Raw genomic sequence first — 15,223 nt, forward strand, 5'->3', positions numbered from 1 at the left:
ATTTTCAATGCGCAAACCTGCTAAAATGCGCGCACTTTCTGTAACCTAATGGAGGCATCACATGTCCGATATCGAACAACGCGTTAAAAAAATCGTCGCTGAGCAACTGGGCGTCGCAGAAGCTGACATCAAGATCGAGTCGTCGTTTGTCGACGATCTGGGTGCTGATTCGCTCGACACCGTTGAATTGGTGATGGCGCTGGAAGATGAGTTCGAAATGGAAATCCCTGACGAACAAGCTGAAAAGATCACTACAGTGCAACAGGCAATTGATTACGCTAAGGCCCACGTCAAGGCAGCCTAAGCACGCTTTGAATGTATCCAGGAGAACCGCTTGAGCCGCACACGTGAACGCCGCGTTGTGATAACCGGCCTGGGTTGCATTTCACCGGTCGGCAATACTATTGCCGATGCGTGGAGTGCGATTATCTCAGGCAAATCGGGTATCGCAACCATCACCAAGTTTGACGCCACTGCCTTTACCACGCGTTTTGCGGGGGAAGTCAAAGGCTTCAATATCGAAGATTACATTCCGGCCAAAGAAGCCCGGCATATGGATACCTTTATCCACTATGGCATGGCGGCGGGAATGCAGGCGATGCAAGACAGTGGCCTGGAAGTAACTGAAACTAATGCTGAGCGGATAGGCGTCATCATCGGCTCCGGCATTGGTGGCTTGCCTTTGATCGAAGAAACACACGCCGAACTGACTAACCGCGGCCCGCGCCGCATCAGTCCGTTCTTCATCCCGGCATCGATCATCAACATGATTTCCGGCAACCTGTCGATCAAATACGGTCTGAAGGGACCGAATCTGGCGATAGTCACTGCCTGTACCACGGGCCTGCATTGCATTGGTGCAGCCGGCCGCATGATTCAGTACGGCGACGCCGACGTGATGATTGCCGGTGGTGCAGAATCCAGCGTATCGCCGCTGGGCGTTGGCGGTTTTGCCTCGGCGCGTGCCTTGTCGGCGCGCAACGACGATCCTGCCACGGCTTCCCGTCCCTGGGACAAGGACCGTGACGGTTTCGTATTGGGTGAGGGCGCCGGCGTACTGGTGCTCGAAGAATACGAACACGCCAAGGCGCGCGGCGCCAAGATCTATGCGGAACTGCTCGGCTTCGGCATGAGCGGCGATGCCTATCACATGACGGCGCCAAGCCTGGACGGCCCGCGCCGCTGTGTCGGCAATGCCTTGCGCGATGCCGGCGTCAATGCCGACCAGGTGCAGTACCTGAATGCGCACGGGACTTCGACGCCGCTGGGCGACAAGAATGAAACCGATGCCATCAAGGCGGCTTTCGGCGATCACGCCTACAAGCTGGTGGTGAACTCCACCAAGTCGATGACGGGACATTTGCTGGGCGGCGCAGGCGGGCTGGAGTCGGTATTTACGGTACTGGCCCTGCATAACCAGATTTCGCCGCCGACCACCAATATCTTCAATCAGGATCCTGAGTGCGATCTTGACTACTGCGCCAATACCGCGCGGGACATGAAGATTGACATCGCTGTCAAAAACTCATTCGGCTTTGGCGGCACGAATGGCACCCTGGTTTTTGGCAAAATCTAAGCATTTGCAAAACGACTTTGAACCGGTCTCCATGGCGACCGGTTCAAATTTCGCCTTGAGCTAGCCTCATGTCGATCGCACTCTCCGCGGTTGTCAAACCATCCAGACTATTGCTGGCGCTGGTGGCGATACAGTGCACGCTGACCGGCCTTGCCGGCGTTCTGATTGCCGCCGGCGTTGTAGGCACTCTGCTATTGCCGGCACGTGTTGTTCTGGCCACACTATGCCTTGCGGCAGCTATTTACGGCATGCTGCGCTACTATCGAGAACGCTGCGCCATTCAAGTCGAGATCGGCGCCGACGGCCAGATCAGGCTGGCTGATATTGCCGCTAAAAAAGGCAATCAAATCTTAAGACCGACGCTGGTGCCGGCGCAATTGCTTGAAAGCACCACCATCTGGTCATATTTACTGTTGCTGCGCCTCCGATTGGCTAGCGGCTCGGTCCGAACAATCGCTATACTGCCTGATTGCGTTTCTAACGATACTTTTAGAGTTTTGTCCGTGGCTTGCCGCTGGATTGCAGCACACCGCAGCAGCACGCACAAAACCGGGATCGCCGGCTTGGCTAATGAATAAGATTTTCATTGAACTTATGCTATTGCTTACTATCTATGTCCGGTCCCGTATGCAGGTCGCAACAAAACAAGGGAATGGGGTTTGACGACAGAACGCGAAATTGATCAACTGCTTGTCGAGCGCGTACAGCGCGGCGATAAGAAGGCGTTCGAGCTGCTGGTTCTCAAATACCAGCGAAAGCTAATGCGTCTTGTTTCGCGTCTGGTGCGCGATCAGGCAGAAGCCGAGGATGTTGTGCAGGAAGCTTTTATCAAAGCTTACCGGGCGCTGCCTCAGTTCCGGGGCGACTCGGCCTTTTACACCTGGCTGTATCGGATTGGCATTAATACTGCTAAGAATTATTTGGTGACCCAGGGGCGCAGGGCGCCGACCTCGACTGAGGCAAATTCAGAAGAAGCAGAAACTTTTGACGACGGCGAGCAACTAAGGGATATAAACACTCCTGAATCTTTGCTGGCCACCAAGCAGATAGCACAAACCGTGAATACTGCAATGGAGGCTTTGCCGGCAGAGCTGCGTACGGCCATCACCTTGCGCGAGATCGAGGGTTTGAGTTATGACGAAATTGCTGAGGCAATGGGGTGTCCCATAGGTACGGTACGCAGTCGGATATTTAGGGCACGGGAAGCTATCGCAGATAAGTTGAGGCCATTGCTGGGTACGGCCATCGACAAACGTTGGTAAAAAAGATAGTGGTTTTTCGGGAACGAAGGGGTTGGCCAGGTTTTAAGGTGACTTATGAATACCAAAGATATGACCCAAGAGCAGATTTCTGCCTTGGCTGATGGGGAGTTATCCAGCGCCTACATTGACATGGCGCTGGCGGCCTTGCGTCAAGCGGAAAGCCGCGATACATGGGATGTCTATCACCAGATAGGCGATATCCTGCGTTCGGACGACATGGCGCTGAGCATGAGTTCGGATTTTTCCGCGCGCATGGCGGCGCGGCTGGATGCCGAGCCGACGATCATTGCTGCGCCGCTGGCCGTCACCGCACAGCCATCCGAGCAGATTGCTGTCGGTGGCGGCCAGCCTGTACATATCGGCGTGGCGGCCGGCAGACGCAGCATCAAGCGCTTTGCCCTGCCAGGCATGGCGGCGGCGGCAGTCGCAGCCGCTGCGTTCATCATTTCGCCGCAACTGGCGGTTGTCAGCGCTCCGGCGCCTGCTGCGGTGGCAACCCCGCAACTGGCCCTGGCGTCTAATGCTGGCGACGTTCGTGTCATGACGCATGCCGGAGAAGTGTTGCGTGATTCGCGGATGGATGAATATCTGTCGGCGCATCAACGTTTCTCTCCTTCCCTTTATAGCGCTGCGCAGTATGCACGGCCAGCCAAATTTGCACCTGATGCTGATAACTAATATGCGGCAGGCGCGAGTTTTGCCGGGAGTATTGCTGGGAGTATTGCTGTCGATGATCGTGCTTTCCGCTCAGGCGCAAAGCACGGATGCCGGAAATGGCGCGGACAAGCAGGAAGCGCAAGCCTTGCTGAGGAAGATTCAGTCGGCGGCGCAAAAACTGAACTATTCCGGCACCTTCATCTATCAGCAGGCGAACCAGATACGCACTTCACGTATTACGCATGTGCTCGAAGGCCGCAATGAAATAGAAAAACTGGAAATCCTCGACGGTCAGCCGCGCGAGTATATCCGGCGCAATGAAGATGTCACCGGCTACCTGCCGGAGACGAAAACCAAGATCGTCGAAAAGCGCGTCACCCAGGACGGTTTTCCTGCCATCCTGGGGGCGTTGCCTTCGGACTTGAACGAATACTACAATATCAAGATGGGCGAAACCGGGCGCGTTGCCGGCTTCGATTGCCAGGCGGTGCTGCTGGAGCCGAAAGACAATATGCGCTACGGCTACAAGCTATGGGCGGAAAAGAACTCTTCTCTGCTGCTGCGCGTGCAGACCCTGAATGGCAAGAATGAAATCATCGAGCAGATTTCATTTACCCAGATTGGCATAGGCAACGTCGATCGCCGCGGCCTGCGGCCGAGTTTTGGCAGCACCAATACCTGGCATACGGAAAGCAATGTCATCAATCCGGCCGCGCTGAACGAGTGGAGCGTCAGTGGCATGCCGCCCGGTTTCAAGAAGGTGCGCGAGCTGAAACGCCTGGTGATCGAAGGCCCGCCGGCCAAGAACGGCGCCAGCGTGCCGCCGGCAGCGCGGCGCGAAGTATCGCAATTGATTTTTTCGGACGGACTGGTGGCGATTTCGATATTCATCGAACCGGGCAGCCAAAGCCGTACCGAGGGCTCCTTGCAACAGGGCGCGCTGAGCATCGTCGGCAAGCGGCAGGGGGATTACTGGCTGACGATTGTTGGTGACGTGCCGCCAGCAGCGATGAAGCAGGTGGCGAATTCGATTGAACTCAAAAACAAATAAAACTTTATGACTATGAAAATGCTTGGGCCGGTTCGTGGTGTTTTATCTGCAATGGCAGTCAGTGCGACTGCCGCTTTTTTTGTTCCAGCCATGGTCGGCATCGGCCCACAGGCAATCGCCGCACCGGTCTCCGGCCTGCCGGATTTTACTGACATCGTAGAAAAGACCGGGCCGGCAGTAGTCAATATCCGCACTACCGAAAAAATCAAGTCCGGCCAGGGCGATTCGGGCGACCCGAGCGACGACGAGATGCAGGAGTTCTTCCGTCGCTTCTTTGGCGTTCCCGTGCCCAACATGCCGCGTCCACAGGCCCCTGGCCAGCGCGGCCGCAAGGTTGATCCGAAGGCGCAGGAAGAAGTGCCGCGCGGCGTCGGTTCCGGTTTCGTGATCTCCGCCGACGGCTATGTGATGACCAATGCTCACGTGATCGACGGCGCCAGCGAAGTGTATGTCACGCTGACCGACAAGCGTGAATTCAAGGCCAAGGTAATCGGTGCGGATACCCGCAGCGACGTCGCCTTGCTGAAGATCGATGGCGCCAACCTGCCGCGCCTGACCATGGGCGATTCCGATAAGATCAAGGCTGGCGAATGGGTGCTGGCGATCGGTTCGCCGTTCGGCCTGGAGAATACCGTGACCGCCGGCATCATTTCCGCCAAGGCGCGCGACACCGGCGACTACCTGCCGCTGATCCAGACCGACGTTGCGGTCAATCCAGGCAATTCCGGCGGTCCGCTGATCAATATGCGCGGCGAAGTAGTCGGCATCAATTCGCAGATCTATAGCCGTTCCGGCGGCTTCATGGGGATTTCGTTTGCCGTGCCCATCGATGAAGCGATGCGCGTCTCTGACCAGTTGAAAGCTTCGGGCAAGGTGACCCGCGGCCGCATCGGCGTGCAGATCGGCGAAGTCACCAAGGATGTGGCTGAGTCGCTAGGCCTGCCCAAGGCCGAAGGCGCGCTGGTCGCGCGGGTGGAAGCGGATGGTCCGGCCGCCAAGGCTGGCCTGCAGGCGGGCGACATCATCTTGAAATTCAACGGCACGGCGATCGAAAAAGCCAATGACCTGCCGCGCCTGGTAGGCAATACCAAGCCCGGTGCGCGCGGCACCATCAGCGTCTGGCGCAAGGGCGCCAGCCGCGACTTCCCGATCATGATCACGGAACTGGCCGCCGACAAGGTCGCCACGGATGATGACGCCAAGCCGAAGAAAGAGCAGCAGGTTGCCAATGCGCTTGGCCTGATCGTCAGCGATCTGAGCGAAGCCAAGAAGAAAGAACTGGGCGTCGACGGCGGCGTTCTGGTTGAATCGGCGGAAGGCAGCGCGGCCAAGGTCGGCTTGCGTGCCGGCGACGTGGTGCAGCGCCTGAACAACACCGATATCAAGGACGCCAAGCAGTTCAACGCTCTGGTAGCCAAGCTGGAATCGAAGAAGATGGCAGTGCTGCTGGTGCGCCGCGGCGAATCTTCGCAATTCGTACCGTTGCGTCCGAATAACTGAGATTAGCGCTATTGCTTGCCTGAAGCTGCAGATCCTACCGGTCTGCAGCTTTTTGTTTTCCCGGTCCGGCATTTTTTAATAATGTGGATGCATGTCAAAAAAACACTTCATTTTATATAGCCGTTCTTACTGCCATCTTTGCGAAGACATGCTGCAGGCGCTGCTGGCCTTGCGGCCTGCGAACGAGGACGATGCCGGCTGGTTTACCGTCGATGTGACCGATGTCGATGCCGATCCCGGGCTGGTGGCGCAATACGATGAGCTGGTGCCGGTCCTGGTGGGCAGCAGGGATGACGGGGAGGCGATCCAGCTTTGTCACTATTTCCTGGATGCCGGGGCGGTAAAGCAGTTTTTGAGCGAATAGGCGGGGCCGCCGCTCAAATCTCCTGTTGTTTTATTTTCAATGGGCGAGCGGCAGCCTGTCGTGCCTGCCCGATTCGCGCCAAACACGCCTTGTGTGCCTATACCCCGGCATCAATTTTCAAAAACAGCCCGGTATCAGGCTGTTCTTAAGGTGTTTTTAAGATACTTGTAGGAGTATGTTGATATTCTGCTTTCCTTGTTATACTGGAAGGCAATACTCTCAGGCCGCTGATTTGTCGGTTTTCACCTCTGAAATCCGGTAAAATGGCGGCACTGAATAACCTGTCATAAAAGGCGCTCGCCTGGGACACAAGTGCAGTGTTTCGTACTTGCCGGCACAGCTCGTCTTTTTGCCCCAACCGCCGTTGCGCATTCTCGCGATAGTTTACTATCGCTCCGATGCGTGCCGGTCGTGGAGTAAAAATTCCTTTGTGCCGCCAAACACAAGACACCGCACTGAGCCCGGCTCAGAGCGCTTTTTTTGTAATCGCGTCTGTCAATGAACAACATCCGTAATTTCTCCATCATCGCCCACATCGACCACGGTAAATCCACCCTGGCGGACCGTATCATCCAGTCTTGCGGCGGCTTGTCCGACCGTGAGATGGAGGCTCAGGTACTGGACTCCATGGATATCGAGCGCGAGCGCGGCATCACCATCAAGGCCCAGACCGCGGCGCTGACCTACAAGGCGATGGATGGACAGATCTATAACCTGAACCTGATCGACACTCCGGGCCACGTCGACTTCAGCTACGAAGTCAGCCGCTCGCTGTCGGCCTGCGAAGGCGCGCTGCTGGTGGTCGATGCCTCGCAAGGGGTGGAAGCGCAAACCGTGGCCAACTGCTATACCGCGCTCGATCTGGGCGTGGAAGTGGTGCCGGTGCTGAACAAGATCGACCTGCCGTCGGCCGATCCGGACAACGCGATTGCCGAAATCGAAGACGTGATCGGCATTGACGCCCACGATGCCGTGCACTGCTCGGCCAAGACCGGCCTCGGCGTGCGCGAAGTGCTGGAGTCGCTGATCGTCAAGGTGCCGCCGCCGAAGGGCGATCCGGATGCGCCTTTGCAAGCGCTGATCGTCGATTCCTGGTTCGACAACTATGTCGGCGTCGTCATGCTGGTGCGTATCAAGAACGGCACGCTGCGGCCGAAGGACAAGATCCTGCTGATGGCCACCGGCTCCCAGCATCTGACCGAAAGCGTCGGCGTGTTCACGCCGAAATCGCAGTCGCGCGAATCGCTGTCGGCCGGCCAGGTCGGTTTCATCATCGCCGGCATCAAGGAATTGAAGGCCGCCAAGGTGGGCGACACGGTCACGCTGGCATCCAAGCCTGCGGCCGAAGCCCTGCCTGGCTTCAAGGAAGTGCAGCCGCAAGTGTTCGCCGGCCTGTTCCCGGTCGAAGCCAACCAGTACGATGCGCTGCGCGACTCGCTGGAAAAACTCAAGCTGAACGACGCCGCCCTGCAATACGAACCGGAAGTCTCGCAGGCGCTGGGCTTCGGCTTCCGCTGCGGTTTCCTCGGCTTGCTGCACATGGAAATCGTGCAGGAACGTCTCGAGCGCGAGTTCGACATGGACCTGATCACCACCGCGCCGACCGTGATCTACGAAGTAGTCAAGCGCGACGGCACCATCATGCTGGTCGACAATCCGTCGAAGATGCCGGATCCGTCGAATATCGAAGAAGTGCGCGAGCCTATCGTCACGGTCAACCTGTACATGCCGCAAGAATATGTGGGCTCGGTCATCACCCTTTGCACCCAGAAGCGCGGGCAGCAGATCGACATGAGCTACCACGGCAAGCAGGTCAAGCTGACCTATGAAATTCCGATGGCCGAAGTGGTGCTGGATTTCTTCGACCGCCTGAAATCGACCTCGCGCGGCTATGCCTCGATGGACTACGAGTTCAAGGAATACCGCTCGGCCGACGTGGTCAAGGTCGACATGCTGATCAACAGCGAAAAAGTCGACGCCCTGGCGATCATCGTCCACCGCGCCAACAGCCAGTACCGCGGCCGCGCCGTGGCCGCCAAGATGCGCGAACTGATTCCGCGCCAGATGTTCGACGTCGCGATCCAGGCCGCCATCGGCGCCAACATCATTTCGCGCGAGAACGTCAAGGCGCTGCGCAAGAACGTGCTGGCCAAGTGCTACGGCGGCGACATCAGCCGCAAGCGCAAACTGCTGGAAAAGCAGAAGGCCGGTAAAAAACGCATGAAGCAGGTGGGTTCCGTCGAGATCCCGCAAGAAGCATTCCTGGCAATCTTACAAGTGGATGAAAAATGACATTGCAATCGATCTTAGGAAATTTCGCATTAATTCTGTTTGTCCTGACCATTGTCACCGGCGTCATCTGGTTTTATGACCGCTTTGTCTTGAGCCGGCAACGGCGCGCCAAGGCCGACGCCGCGCTGGCCGAATTCGATGCGCGCAACGCCAAGCTGAGCGCTGACGGCATCAAGCTGGAAAACAGCGGCCGCGGCGCGCTGGAAGCAGACCTGCTGCGCCAGCCGACCTGGGTCGAGTATTCAGGCAGCTTCTTCCCGGTGATCGCCATGGTGTTCTTCCTGCGCTCGTTCCTGTATGAGCCGTTCAAGATTCCATCCAGTTCGATGGTGCCGACCCTGCTGGTGGGCGACCTGATCCTGGTGAATAAATTCACTTACGGCATCCGTCTGCCGATCATCAATAAAAAAGTGATCGAGATGAATCATCCGCAGCGCGGCGACGTGATGGTGTTCAAATATCCGAAGGATATGTCGCTCGACTACATCAAACGCGTGGTTGGGGTACCCGGTGATAAAATAACTTACCAAAACAAGCGCTTAACAATTAATGGTCAAGCTCTTTCTTATGCGCCGTTGCCTGATTACCTGAATGAAGACAGCCTGGATTACTCCCAGCAGTACACGGAGAACCTGTCAAATGTGCAACATACGATCGCGGTGCGCAGCAACCGGCCGCCGATTTCGCTGGAAAGCGTGATGGATTTTCCTAACAAGGATGCCTGTTCCTATAACCCGGAGGGCTTCACCTGCACAGTTCCTGCTGGAAATTATTTCATGATGGGGGATAATCGGGATAATAGCGAAGACAGCCGTTACTGGGGATTCGTGCCGGATGAAAATATTGTTGGAAAGGCATTCCTGGTCTGGATGAACCTGGGTAATTTCAAGCGTATTGGTACTTTCTTTAAATAAATCAAATAAATCGAAAGCGGAGTCAGGGATGACAAGAATGTCTGGAGCACCACGCAAGCAGCAAGGCATCACATTATTTGGCTTGATCGTTGTTTTGGCAATACTGGGCTGTATCGGCGTGCTGGTCGCCAAGGTGACGCCGACCACGATCGAATATTTTTCGATCAAGAAGGCAATTGTCAGCGCCAAGACGGCCGGCACCACGGTGCAGGAAATCCAGAACGCGTTTAACAAGCAGGCTGAAGTGGGCTATATCGATGCGATTTCAGGCAAGGACCTGGACATCAGCAAGAACGGCGATGATATCCAGATCAGCTTTGCGTACCAGAAAAAGATTCCGCTGGTCGGGCCGGTCAGCTTGCTGATCGACTATGCCGGCAGCACGGCGAAATAGTAAAACAGCAATATAATTGAATAGAAGTGTCGAATAATAGCGTCGAATAGCAGCATCGAATAACCGCATCAAACAACAACGGCAGCAGACGGCGGCCTCCTGGGCCGGCGAAAAAAATGGACCTCATGTTATTGCAAAATCGGCTAGGCCACACTTTTAAGGATGCTACGCTCTTGCAGCAGGCCTTGACGCATCGCAGCCATAGCACCTTGCATAACGAGCGTTTGGAGTTCCTTGGCGATTCGATTCTCAACTGCGTGGTTGCGTCCCTGCTGTTCGACCGCTACACCAAGATAGACGAAGGCGACCTGTCGCGGGTGCGGGCCAATCTGGTCAAGCAGCAATCGTTATATGAAATCGCGCAAAGGCTGGAGTTGTCGCAATTCCTGCGGCTGGGCGAGGGCGAGTTGAAATCGGGTGGCTTCCGCCGTCCCTCGATCCTGGCCGATACGCTGGAAGCCTTGTTTGGTGCGATCTTCCTGGATGCCGGCTTCGACGCCGCACGGGATGTGATCCGCGCTCTGTATATCCCGATCCTGGATACGGTCGATCCCAAAACCTTGGGCAAGGATGCCAAGACCCTGCTGCAGGAATACCTGCAAGGGAAAAAGATCGCTTTGCCGCAATACAATGTGGTGGCGACGCATGGCGCCGCGCACAACCAGGAATTTGAAATCGAATGCCTGGTGCCCAAGCTGGATATCCAGGTGTTCGGCAGCGGCGGCAGCCGTCGCGCCGGCGAGCAGGCAGCAGCCAAGCTGGCGCTGGAGGCGGTGCAAAAAGCCTTTGTCAAAGCTCCCTCGGCTGCCAAGAAAGCCAAGCCGCGTACTGCGCAGCTGAAACTGAGCGGCATTGCCACTATCCAGCCGGACGCGCCGGAGGCGGCCAGCGCCGCCGCAGCGCTGTCGGCAGAAGCCGTCAGCGGCAAGACCGCCGCCGCGGCCAAGGAAAAAGCGCTGGCGGAGGCGCCGCTGAAAGCGGCAGCCAAGGCCGCCAACGGCAGCGCCGAAGGCGTTGCTCCAGCCGTCTCGGCCAAGACCGGCACAGCGGCAGCCCATGCCGCCATCGAATCTGTCGCTGCAGCGGGTAGTCCTGCCGCGGCGACTGTATCCACCCCTAGTGCAGCACCCCATACTACGAGTAAATCGAAAACCGCATGACAGACTCTACACCCCAGGCACCAAGCGCAGCATCGCCGGCAGCTGATTTTCGTTGCGGCTATATCGCGATTGTCGGTCGCCCCAATGTAGGCAAGTCGACCCTGATGAATGAACTGATCGGGGCCAAGGTCAGCATTACCTCGCGCAAGGCGCAAACCACGCGGCACCGGATCACCGGTATCCAGACCGTCGCCGATACCCAGTTCGTCTACGTCGATACGCCCGGTTTCCAGACCCGCCACTCGAATGCGCTGAACAAGACGCTGAACCGCACCGTGACCACCACGCTGACTGCGGCCGACGTCATCCTGTACATCATCGAAGCCGGCACTTTCGGTCCGGCCGACCAGCAAGTGATGGCGCTGTTGCCGGCCAACGTGCCGTGCATCCTGGTCATCAACAAGTCGGACCGCGTCAAGGACAAGGCCGTGCTGCTGCCGTTCGCGCAGAAGATCGCCGCCATGCGCGACTTTGCCGCGGTGGTGCCGGTATCGGCCAAACTGCGTTTCCAGCTGGACAACCTGCAGGGCGAGATCCGCAAGCACCTGCCGGCCAATCCGCCGATGTTCGGCGAGGACGACATTACCGACCGCAGCGAAAAATTCCTTGCCGCCGAAATCGTCCGTGAAAAAGTATTCCGTTTCGTCGGCGATGAGCTGCCGTACACCAGCACCGTCCTGATCGAGAAATTCGAGCTGGAAGGCAATCTGCGCCGCGTGTTTGCGGCGATCCTGGTGGAACGCGACACCCACAAATCGATGGTAATCGGCCAGAAGGGCGCGCGCCTCAAGGATATTTCCACCCAGGCCCGGCTCGACATGGAGCGTCTGTTCGGCGGTCCGGTTTACCTGGAAATCTGGGTCAAGGTGAAATCCGGCTGGGCCGACAATGAAGCCGGATTGCGCGCTTACGGCTACGAGTAAGCCATTCGAGCCGCCCGAACCACCCGCCAGCCACCTGCCAGACATGAATGCGATCATCGCTGAAGCCGATGCCGAGCAAGCACTGCCGGAGGATAGCGCAGTACTGATCAGCGTTGCCCCTGGCCCGGCTGCGGCCGCACCCAAGCGGCGCGCCAGGACGCCGGAACGCGATACCCGCGTCACCGCCCAGCCCGGCTTCGTGCTGCACAGCTATCCGCACCGCGAAACCAGCCTGATCATCGATGTCTTTACGCGCGACTACGGCCGCATCGCCCTGGTCGCCAAAGGCGCCAAGCGGCCGCTCTCCAAATTGCGCGGCGTCCTGCAAACCTTCCAGCCGCTCTCGCTGAGCTGGAGCGGCAAAGCCGAAATCCGCACCTTGATCGCCGCCGAATGGGTGGGCGGCCTGCTGCCGCTGGAAAAGTCGGCGCTGCTGTGCGGCTTCTACCTCAATGAATTGCTGGTCAAGCTGGTGGCGCGCGACGATCCGCATGCCGTCCTGTTCAATCATTACGTCACCACGCTCAATCAGCTGGCGCATCTGGAGCCGGCCCCCATTGTCCTGCGTCAGTTTGAAAGAGCGCTGCTCAAGCAGACCGGCGTGGCCGGCGATTTCACCCGCTGCACCAGCAGCGGTCAGCCGGTCGATCCGGCCGAAAGCTACGTGGTCGACCCCGAGCGCGGCCCGCGCCTGGCACGCGCGGCCGACGCCTGGCCGCGCGTCAGCGGCAAGACCTTGCTCGACATGGAGCGTGAGGATTACAGCGATCCCGCCACCCAGGCGCAAAGCAAGGTGCTGATGCGCTTCCTGCTGGCGCATCACCTGGGCGGCGCGCCCTTGAACACTCGCCAGATCCTGATCGACCTGATGCAGTTATAGAACAGAGCAAGCAGCCGCCCGAATAGCAGATAGCCATAGCAGATAGCCGATGAAAAACTTCCCCTGGTCTAGCGTTGCCGCCGGTTTTGTCACGGTGCTGGTAGGTTTCACGAGTTCCGCGGTGATCGTCTTGCAAGCGGCGGCGGCTGCCGGCGCCACGCCGCAGCAAATCAGTTCCTGGATGCTGGCGCTGGGCCTCGGCATGGGGCTGACCTGCATCGGTCTGTCGCTGCGTTATAAAGCCCCAGTGGTCACCGCCTGGTCAACGCCAGGCGCGGCCTTGCTGGTCACCAGCCTTTCCGGTATTCCAATGGCAGAAGCGATCGGCGCATTCATGTTCGCTGCCGCCCTGGTCACCTTGTGCGGCGTCACCGGCTGGTTCGAGCGCGCCATGGGCAAGATCCCGCTGTCGATTGCCGCCGCCATGCTGGCCGGCATCCTGGCGCATTTCGGCATGAACGTCTTCGTCGCCATGAAGCCGCAGTTCCTCATGGTGTTCGCCATGTTTATGGTCTATCTGCTGTGCAAGCGCTGGCTGCCGCGTTATGCCATCATCATCGTGCTGCTGATCGGCGTCGGGCTGGCGGCCAGCCGCGGCCTGCTGCATTTCGAACATTTCCATTTCGCCTGGGCGGCGCCGGTATTCACCATGCCGAGCTTTTCCTGGTCCACCATCATCGGCGTCGGCATTCCCTTGTTCGTGGTCACCATGGCTTCGCAGAATGCACCCGGCGTGGCGGTGATCCGCGCTTCCGGCTACCGCACGCCGATTTCCCAGCTGCTGACCTGGACCGGGCTGACCACGCTGGTGCTGGCGCCGTTCGGCTGCTTCTCGCTCAACCTGGCGGCGATCACCGCCGCCATCTGCATGGGCAAGGAAGCACACGAGGATCCCGCCAAGCGCTATTGGGCGGCGGTGGCGGCCGGCGGCTTTTATCTGCTGGTGGGCTTGTTCGGCGCCACCGTCGGCGCCTTGTTTGCCGCCTTCCCGCAAGAACTGATGCTGGCGATTGCCGGCCTGGCGCTGTTCGGCACCATCGCCAACAGCCTGACCATGGCGATGGCCAACGACAGCCAGCGCGAAGCGGCGCTGATCACTTTCCTGGTGACTGCTTCGGGTGTCACGCTGTTTGGCGTCGGCGCTGCGTTCTGGGGGCTGGTGGCGGGCGCGATAGCGTTCTTTGTCCTGAACTGGCAGCGTCCTGTCGCGCCGGAAGCATTGCCAGCACGGCAGAATTAATGCAATCTTGATACTCGATAAACCCATCCAACCACTAAGCCTACGATGAGCTATCTCAACCCAACATCGTCGATTATCGACCTTGGCATCAATATCGACCACGTCGCCACGCTGCGCAATGCGCGCGGCACCACCTATCCGGATCCGTTGCGGGCGGCGCTGCTGGCGGAAGAAGCGGGCGCCGACGCTATCACCCTGCACCTGCGCGAAGACCGCCGCCACATCCGCGACGCCGATGTCGAACTGATTCGTCCGCAGCTGCGCACACGGATGAACCTGGAAGCCGCGGTGACCCAGGAAATGATCGATTTTTCCTGCAAGATCAAGCCGCACGATTCCTGCCTGGTGCCGGAAAGCCGGCACGAGCTGACCACCGAAGGCGGGCTCGACGTCGTCAAGCATTTCGCCCTGGTGCAGGCGGCGGTACGCCAGCTGCAAGGCGAGGGCATACGCGTGAGCCTGTTCATCGATCCCGAAGCCGACCAGATCCAGGCTGCCGCCGAAGCCGGGGCGCCGGTGATCGAACTGCACACCGGCCGTTATGCCGAAGCGCATGACGAAACGGAACAGCGCGCGGAACTGGAACGGGTGCAACAGGCGGTGCAAGAGGGCATGCGGCGCGGCCTCAAGGTGAATGCCGGCCACGGCCTGCATTACACCAACGTCCAGGCGATCGCCGCGATTCCTGATATCGTCGAACTGAACATCGGCCACGCTGTCGTAGCGCATGCAGTGTTTGTCGGCTGGCAGGCTGCGGTCAGTGAAATGAAGGCGCTAATGGTGAAAGCACGACTAGCGAACTTGGCAAAGTAGGGTGCTAAGCTGACAGAGTCATCTGGGGTCAGAGTTTTTTTACGACGGTTTTATCGTCGTAAATTACTCCGACCCCAGATGACGGATTCGGAGAAAGACCGGCAGTACTACGTAGCCCGCTAAGTGGGGTCGGAGTGAAGCTTCTGCAAAAAGCGCGCAGAACTACACCCCGACCCCAGTTAGCTGCGTGGCCTAAG

General features: G+C 58.3%; 16 protein-coding genes. All 16 read left to right on the forward strand.

All coding sequences use genetic code 11. The annotated features are described in order from the left end of the window. Positions 1–61: 61 nt before the first annotated feature. The 16 genes from acpP (at position 62) to pdxJ (ending at position 15,026) form a co-directional block, all read left to right on the forward strand. Positions 62–304, forward strand: coding sequence for an acyl carrier protein (gene acpP / locus VNZ65_RS01950; RefSeq protein ID WP_011871492.1), 243 nt, complete (start codon positions 62–64; stop codon positions 302–304). Positions 305–334: 30 nt separating this feature from the next. Then, entirely contained in the window at positions 335–1,576 is a 1,242-nt protein-coding gene (gene fabF / locus VNZ65_RS01955) for a beta-ketoacyl-ACP synthase II (protein ID WP_325665541.1), read from the forward strand. Between the two features lie 68 nt (positions 1,577–1,644). Continuing rightward, a complete protein-coding gene (locus VNZ65_RS01960; protein WP_325665543.1) occupies positions 1,645–2,154 on the forward strand; it encodes a protein YgfX in 510 nt (169 codons plus the stop codon). A gap of 81 nt (positions 2,155–2,235) precedes the next feature. After that, on the forward strand, positions 2,236–2,838 hold the full coding sequence (gene rpoE, locus VNZ65_RS01965) for an RNA polymerase sigma factor RpoE (RefSeq protein WP_061939062.1): 603 nt from the start codon (positions 2,236–2,238) through the stop codon (positions 2,836–2,838). Between the two features lie 54 nt (positions 2,839–2,892). Then, positions 2,893–3,516 (forward strand): sigma-E factor negative regulatory protein, encoded by a 624-nt coding sequence (locus VNZ65_RS01970; protein ID WP_325665547.1) that lies wholly within the window; start codon positions 2,893–2,895, stop codon positions 3,514–3,516. Further along, a complete protein-coding gene (locus VNZ65_RS01975) occupies positions 3,494–4,546 on the forward strand; it encodes a MucB/RseB C-terminal domain-containing protein (protein ID WP_414649019.1) in 1,053 nt (350 codons plus the stop codon). Before VNZ65_RS01970 ends, VNZ65_RS01975 begins: the two co-directional genes overlap by 23 nt. 51 nt (positions 4,547–4,597) lie before the next feature. After that, positions 4,598–6,046 (forward strand): DegQ family serine endoprotease, encoded by a 1,449-nt coding sequence (locus tag VNZ65_RS01980; RefSeq protein ID WP_325665551.1) that lies wholly within the window; start codon positions 4,598–4,600, stop codon positions 6,044–6,046. Between the two features lie 91 nt (positions 6,047–6,137). Then, positions 6,138–6,410, forward strand: coding sequence for a glutaredoxin family protein (locus VNZ65_RS01985; RefSeq protein WP_325665553.1), 273 nt, complete (start codon positions 6,138–6,140; stop codon positions 6,408–6,410). A 498-nt stretch (positions 6,411–6,908) separates the two neighbouring features. Then, positions 6,909–8,702: a translation elongation factor 4 gene (lepA, locus tag VNZ65_RS01990; RefSeq protein ID WP_061939070.1), complete on the forward strand. Its 1,794-nt coding sequence runs from the start codon at positions 6,909–6,911 to the stop codon at positions 8,700–8,702. Further along, positions 8,699–9,616 (forward strand): signal peptidase I, encoded by a 918-nt coding sequence (lepB, locus tag VNZ65_RS01995; protein ID WP_325665556.1) that lies wholly within the window; start codon positions 8,699–8,701, stop codon positions 9,614–9,616. Before lepA ends, lepB begins: the two co-directional genes overlap by 4 nt. Before the next feature lie 28 nt (positions 9,617–9,644). Next, on the forward strand, positions 9,645–10,010 hold the full coding sequence (locus tag VNZ65_RS02000; protein WP_325665558.1) for a DUF4845 domain-containing protein: 366 nt from the start codon (positions 9,645–9,647) through the stop codon (positions 10,008–10,010). Between the two features lie 116 nt (positions 10,011–10,126). Further along, positions 10,127–11,170 carry a ribonuclease III gene (gene rnc / locus VNZ65_RS02005; protein WP_325665560.1) on the forward strand — a complete coding sequence of 348 codons (1,044 nt, stop codon included), beginning with the start codon at positions 10,127–10,129 and terminating at the stop codon, positions 11,168–11,170. Next, positions 11,167–12,093 (forward strand): GTPase Era, encoded by a 927-nt coding sequence (gene era, locus VNZ65_RS02010; protein ID WP_061939078.1) that lies wholly within the window; start codon positions 11,167–11,169, stop codon positions 12,091–12,093. Before rnc ends, era begins: the two co-directional genes overlap by 4 nt. Before the next feature lie 43 nt (positions 12,094–12,136). Continuing rightward, positions 12,137–12,973: a DNA repair protein RecO gene (gene recO / locus VNZ65_RS02015; RefSeq protein ID WP_325665562.1), complete on the forward strand. Its 837-nt coding sequence runs from the start codon at positions 12,137–12,139 to the stop codon at positions 12,971–12,973. Between the two features lie 49 nt (positions 12,974–13,022). Continuing rightward, complete coding sequence (locus VNZ65_RS02020; protein WP_325665564.1) at positions 13,023–14,213, forward strand: benzoate/H(+) symporter BenE family transporter; 1,191 nt, start codon at positions 13,023–13,025, stop codon at positions 14,211–14,213. Positions 14,214–14,258: 45 nt separating this feature from the next. Beyond that, positions 14,259–15,026 (forward strand): pyridoxine 5'-phosphate synthase, encoded by a 768-nt coding sequence (gene pdxJ / locus VNZ65_RS02025; RefSeq protein ID WP_325665566.1) that lies wholly within the window; start codon positions 14,259–14,261, stop codon positions 15,024–15,026. The last annotated feature ends 197 nt before the right edge of the window (positions 15,027–15,223 follow it).

The organism is Collimonas sp., from assembly GCF_035566555.1.
In the GTDB taxonomy this organism is placed as follows: domain Bacteria; phylum Pseudomonadota; class Gammaproteobacteria; order Burkholderiales; family Burkholderiaceae_D; genus Collimonas.